Below are 4,776 nucleotides of genomic sequence, written 5' to 3'. Positions count from 1 at the left end.
CATAAATACCATCATCCGTTTTGCCGTGGTTACGGTTCAGATGTATTTAGTTTCTCCGAAATTGACGCTTTATTCTTTATTACCATTACCGATTTTAGGTTACAGCATCTTCAAAATAAGTTCTGAAATCAATAAACGAAGTACAGCTTATCAGCAGAACCTATCAAAACTTTCCACATTTACACAGGAAATGTTTTCCGGAATCAGGGTCATTAAAGCCTATGCGATTGAAAGCAACAAACAAAGCGATTTCGTAAATCTGTCTGAAGAAAGTAAAACCAAAAACCTGGATTTAGCGAGAGTTCAATCACTGTTCGGCCCTCTTATGATTTTACTGATCGGCATTAGTAACCTGGTTGTTATTTATGTAGGCGGTACAATGTACATCAACGGATCTATCCCTGATATTGGTGTTATCGCCGAGTTTATACTTTACATCAACATGCTGACATGGCCTGTTGCCTCCTTGGGCTGGGTTTCTTCCATGGTTCAGGAAGCCGAAGCGTCTCAAAAACGTATTAACGAGTTTTTGAAAGTCGTTCCTGAAATTCAAAATACGGTAAAAGAAAAAACCAACATCAACGGAAAGATAGCTTTTGAAAATGTATCCTTTACCTATGAAGACACCAATATCAAAGCACTTCAGAACATTTCACTAACCATCAACAAAGGGGAAACACTGGCTATTTTAGGGAAAACGGGTTCAGGAAAATCAACACTTCTTTCCCTCATCAGCCGATTGTATGATGTAAATGACGGCGCCGTAAAAATTGACGGAATCAATATCAAAGACCACAACTTATATGATGTTCGTGACCACATCGGTTTTGTTCCGCAGGATGCTTTTTTGTTTTCGGATTCCATCAAAAACAATATTAAATTCGGTAAAGAAGATGCTACCGACGAAGAAGTTATCACAGCAGCCAAAAAGGCGGTGGTTCATAAAAACATCATGAAATTTAAAAATCAATATGACACTATTTTAGGCGAACGCGGAATTACACTTTCGGGCGGACAAAAACAGCGGGTTTCTATCGCAAGGGCACTGATAAAAAATGCCCCTATCCTACTTTTAGACGACTGTCTTTCAGCCGTTGACACCGAAACCGAAGAAGCAATCCTAAATAACCTGATGGAATTCTGCAAAGACAAAACCACTATCATTGTTAGCCACAGAGTTTCATCTGCCAAGAACGCCGATAAGATAATTATTCTAGAAGACGGAAAAATAATTCAGCAGGGAGCACACTATCAGCTTGTAAATCAGGAAGGTTATTACAAAGAATTGTTCTATAAGCAACTTTCCGAAAAAGAAATGCAATAAAATCTTGGTTATTTTGGTTTTTTTTTAGATTTTTGGTTTCTACTTAACACAATTAATATTTGACAGAAGGATTATGAGAGAAAATGATTTATTAGAAAAAGAAGAAATTTTTTCTAAAGTTTTAAGAGCCGGAAGAAGAACGTATTTCTTTGATGTAAGAGCAACTAAAGCTGACGATTATTACATTACAGTTACCGAAAGCAAAAAGTTCACTGAAGAAGACGGTTCCTTCCATTTCAAAAAACACAAAATCTATTTATACAAAGAAGATTTCGCAGCTTTTAAAGAAATATTAGATGAAATGACTTCTTATGTGTTAAACCATAAAGGTGAAGAAGTAATCTCTGAAAGACATCAAAAAGATTTCAAAAAAGAATTTTTCAGCGAAAGAACAACAGTAGAAACTGAAACAAGAACTGCTGGAAGTTATACTGATATCGATTTTGATGATATCTAATAATCCGTCAAGAACATATACAAAAAAGTCCAGGTCGAAAGATTTTGGACTTTTTCTTTTTACATCACCGCCAAAAATCTTTCCTTTTTAGACAGAATAACGTAAATTTGAGTACAACGTTAGCCGACAATGTCCGAAAGAACCAACATCCCTTCTTATCTCACCGGATTAAATGATGAAGAAGTCGCTGCTTCCCGAAAAAAATCCGGAAGCAACGAACAAATACAAAAACCGCACTACCGTTGGTGGAAAGCTGTATTTGATTTATTAAAAGAACCCATGTTGCTTTTACTGCTGGCAATATCTGCAATCTATTTTATCCTTAATCAAAACAGCGAAGCCTGGTTTATGTTGTGTGCGCTCATAGCCGTTTCCGGAATTTCATTTTATCAGGACACACGTAACCGAAAAGCCCTGGACGCTTTGGAATCCCTTAACGAACCGCTTACAACGGTGTTGCGGAAAGGAGAAAAAACACAAATCCCAACAAAAGAAATCGTAGTCGGCGATTTAGTCATTGCGGAAGAAGGCAACCTGATCAATGCTGATGGTGAAATTGTCCACAGCAATGATTTTTCGTTAAACGAAGCTTCATTAACCGGTGAAGCATACTCTGTTTTCAAATCGGAAAAATCGGAAGACAAAAAGGTCTACAGCGGTACTTTGGTCGCCTCCGGACTTGCAATATTCCGTGTTACCGAAATAGGCACAAACACCATCTTGGGAAAACTCGGCTCATCCCTGATTTCCATAAAGGAAGAACCAACACCGCTACAGCAGCAAATAGAAAACTTTGTAAAAAAAATGGCTTATGTCGGAATTGCCGTTTTCGCCGCCGTTTGGGCCGTATACTTTTGGAAAACACATGATTTACTCCACAGTTTGCTTAAAGGGCTGACATTGGCCATGTCCATACTTCCTGAAGAAATCCCGGTCGCCTTTACCACCTTCATGGCTTTGGGATCCTGGCGTCTGATGAGAGAAGGAATCATCGTAAAAAAAACACGAACTGTAGAAACCCTTGGAGGCGCCACAGTTATCTGCACTGACAAAACAGGAACGCTGACCGAAAACAGAATGAAGTTACAAGCCGTATATGCATTGAAAAACAACACCCTTTGCGAGGATGAAAACTGGAACGATGCCGAAATAAAGAAAGTAATTACCCTGGCCATGTGGGCAAGCGAACCCATCCCTTTCGACGCCATGGAAAAGACACTCCACCGGGTTTATGAAAAAATAACTGAAACAGATGAGCGTTCCATATTTAAAATGTTCCATGAATACCCGCTTGACGGAACACCGCCGATGATGACACATCTGTTTAAAAATAAAAACGAAAAACGGATAATCGCAGCAAAAGGCGCACCTGAAGCACTTCTAAATGTAGCGGATCTCAATGAAAACCAAAAAAAGAAAATTCTTGACATCTGTAATTCATTAGCCTCACAGGGTTTCAGAATATTGGGTGTGGGTTATTCAGACTATCAGGACACGGAATTCCCACAAACACAACAAGAATTACCTTTTCATTTTGCAGGTCTCATCGCTTTTTATGACCCTCCGAAAGACAATATCCGAGAAGTAATCGATCAATTTTTAAAGGCCGGAATAAAAATAAAGGTTGTTACCGGCGATAATGCGCTTACCACAAAAGCCATCGCAGAAAAAATAGGAATTCCCGATACTGCAAAATTCATAAACGGCGCCGATTTAATGAAATTGAATGAACAGCAACGTAAAGAAGCCATACACGACACCAACTTACTTACCAGAATGTTTCCCGAGGCCAAATTAAGTATCGTAAATACATTGAAAGATGACCATCAAATAGTAGCAATGGTTGGTGACGGTGTAAATGACGGTCCTGCATTAAAAGCTTCACACATTGGTATTGCCATGGGGCAAAAAGGCACCCAAATCGCAAAAAATGCGGCCGATCTGATTCTGATTGATGACGATTTATCAAAAATGGTCGTAGCCGTAGCTACAGGAAGACGAATTTATGCCAATATTAAAAAAGCAGTACAATACATAGTTTCTATCCATATTCCGATTATACTGACAGTATCCCTCCCTTTATTTCTGGGTTGGAAATACCCCGACATTTTCACTCCTGTACATGTAATTTTTCTGGAACTGGTTATGGGGCCAATGTGCTCCATCGCTTACGAAAATGAGCCCTTGGAAAAAAACAGCATGGAATTTCCTCCGAGACCGCTGCGAAGTACCTTTTTGTCGTTTAAGGAAATGAGTACCAGTATTATTCAGGGATTGGCTATTACGGTGGGAATTCTTTTTGTATATCAGTATAGTGCACAGCTCTATGAAAACGAGCAACTGACCCGGACAATGGTTTTCGTTACATTAGTTTTTGCAAATATCATATTGTCGCTTACCAACCGGTCTTTCTACTATTCGATATTCACTACCCTGAAATATAAAAACAATACGATGTTTGCTTTGAACACAGTCACAGTAATCGTGCTGGCTTTAATTTTATATCTTCCAATTACCGCAACATTTTTCAAAGTACAACCGCTGTCGCTTTTGCAGTTAGCCATCTGTATTATAGTAAGCAGCACTTCTGTTTTGTGGATGGAAATACTGAAATGGCGACGAAGAAAAAAAACTTATAAAATGAAAGGTAGTCTCTGATAGACACCAAAAAGTTTCAAAAAAAGCTATACCTGGTCACCAACAAGTGTCGGTATCGGAACTTCCTTTTTGTATATTTGATTTCGAAGCATCAAAAAAATCTACACTAAAAAACATCTGGTATGACAACTACAGAAATCATGGCGCAATTGGAATCTTTCGGAAGCGAAAACATTAAAAAGATACTATTGAAACATGGCGTAAAAGAACCTTTTTTTGGCGTTAAGATTGAACACTTAAAAACCATCGAAAAGAAAATAAAAAAGGATTATGCATTGGCTCTTGAACTATATGCGACTAATAATGCCGATGCGATGTACCTCGCCGGATTAATTGC

4 protein-coding genes are annotated in these 4,776 nt (G+C 38.5%); all 4 read left to right on the top strand.

Annotated elements, in window-relative coordinates:
• Window positions 1–1,324: ABC transporter ATP-binding protein (locus VLB74_RS10870; protein ID WP_325203482.1), on the top strand; the 1,324-nt coding region annotated here is incomplete at its 5' end.
• Between the two features lie 73 nt (window positions 1,325–1,397).
• Window positions 1,398–1,781, top strand: coding sequence for a PUR family DNA/RNA-binding protein (locus tag VLB74_RS10865; RefSeq protein WP_325203481.1), 384 nt, complete (start codon window positions 1,398–1,400; stop codon window positions 1,779–1,781).
• A gap of 129 nt (window positions 1,782–1,910) precedes the next feature.
• Window positions 1,911–4,439 carry a cation-translocating P-type ATPase gene (locus tag VLB74_RS10860; RefSeq protein WP_325203480.1) on the top strand — a complete coding sequence of 843 codons (2,529 nt, stop codon included), beginning with the start codon at window positions 1,911–1,913 and terminating at the stop codon, window positions 4,437–4,439.
• A 122-nt stretch (window positions 4,440–4,561) separates the two neighbouring features.
• Window positions 4,562–4,776: DNA alkylation repair protein (locus VLB74_RS10855; RefSeq protein WP_325203479.1), on the top strand; the 215-nt coding region annotated here is incomplete at its 3' end.

It is taken from the genome of Flavobacterium sp. (genome assembly GCF_035456225.1).
Lineage (GTDB): Bacteria > Bacteroidota > Bacteroidia > Flavobacteriales > Flavobacteriaceae > Flavobacterium.
This window is presented reverse-complemented; position numbering and strand designations above follow the sequence as displayed.